This is a genomic window from Stieleria mannarensis (genome assembly GCF_014154935.1).
Taxonomy (GTDB): domain Bacteria; phylum Planctomycetota; class Planctomycetia; order Pirellulales; family Pirellulaceae; genus Stieleria; species Stieleria mannarensis.
In genome coordinates this window covers 1-950 of record NZ_JACEHH010000174.1, presented here as the reverse complement: position 1 = coordinate 950, position 950 = coordinate 1, and the positions used below count along the sequence as shown (strand labels likewise).

Below are 950 nucleotides of genomic sequence, written 5' to 3'. Positions count from 1 at the left end.
GTCTAATGAGACTCATCAGTTTTTCTGTTGGATACCCGCTCCGATTAAGCAGGCTTCCCCCTCTGTCGATCCCAGACGTCTCAACGCTTAGCCGACTGTTCTTCCTCCGAAGATTTTTGACTCCGGAATTGGTTACCTCAGTATCCCATAGGGCCAGAGTTTTAAGGTTGCTGATCCTTTGCAGCTTCGCTAGTCCATCGTCAGTTATTCGTGCTCCCCCGATCACCAAGATTTGCAGTTGATTCATTTTGCTAACAGTTTCCACAATCTTGTCGGTAGCATGCGGCGCAAACAACATCAAGACTCGCAAATTGGGGTATTCCGCAAGCTGGCTGCTTAGAATAGCGTCATCCAACTGTGGCGAACCACTCGGTGAAATATGACTGTAGTCAAATACCTTGAGATAGGTCACCTTTTCGAGATTGGTCACATTGTCCCAGTCGTCTTTCGTTGGGCCATAAAGGCTGACGACGTTGTTTGGCACGCGGGTCCGGATGGGCAATTCTTGAGCGTCTGTAGTCGTCGTCAACATCGACGCAGCAAGAACTAAGAGTATAACCCTAGCAATTTTGAACATGTTGAGTCATTCGAGGTTCCATGAGGAACGTCAAGGCAAGTCACTTGCCAGAAGTGAATTACTTTCTTGGCGGGCAATCCGGGCACGGTGGATATGGTTGCCCAGGAGGATTTCCTCCTTCAGGATGCAGAGGGATCAACGGATGTGGATGTTGTCCACCACCGGTTGGATCGACCCGAGCAAGTGGGATTTCCAATGCTGTTACAGATGCACTCACTGCTCCGCAGTCATCCACTGTCAACTTATATGTGATCTTTTGTGCTGCACGACGTATTGGCCCAGCGCCAACCACGATAAGCCGTTCGCCTGAAACCGTGCCTCCACTGGGACACAAGAAGCACTGAAACGCAAGCATAGCCGATAGCGTTCCGAA

1 protein-coding gene is annotated in these 950 nt (G+C 50.0%); it reads right to left on the bottom strand.

Annotated features, from left to right (window positions below; translation table 11 throughout):
* A partial coding sequence (locus H1B37_RS32945; RefSeq protein ID WP_436299115.1) for a leucine-rich repeat domain-containing protein occupies positions 1-577 on the bottom strand: 577 nt, incomplete at its 3' end.
* Positions 578-950 lie beyond the last annotated feature (373 nt).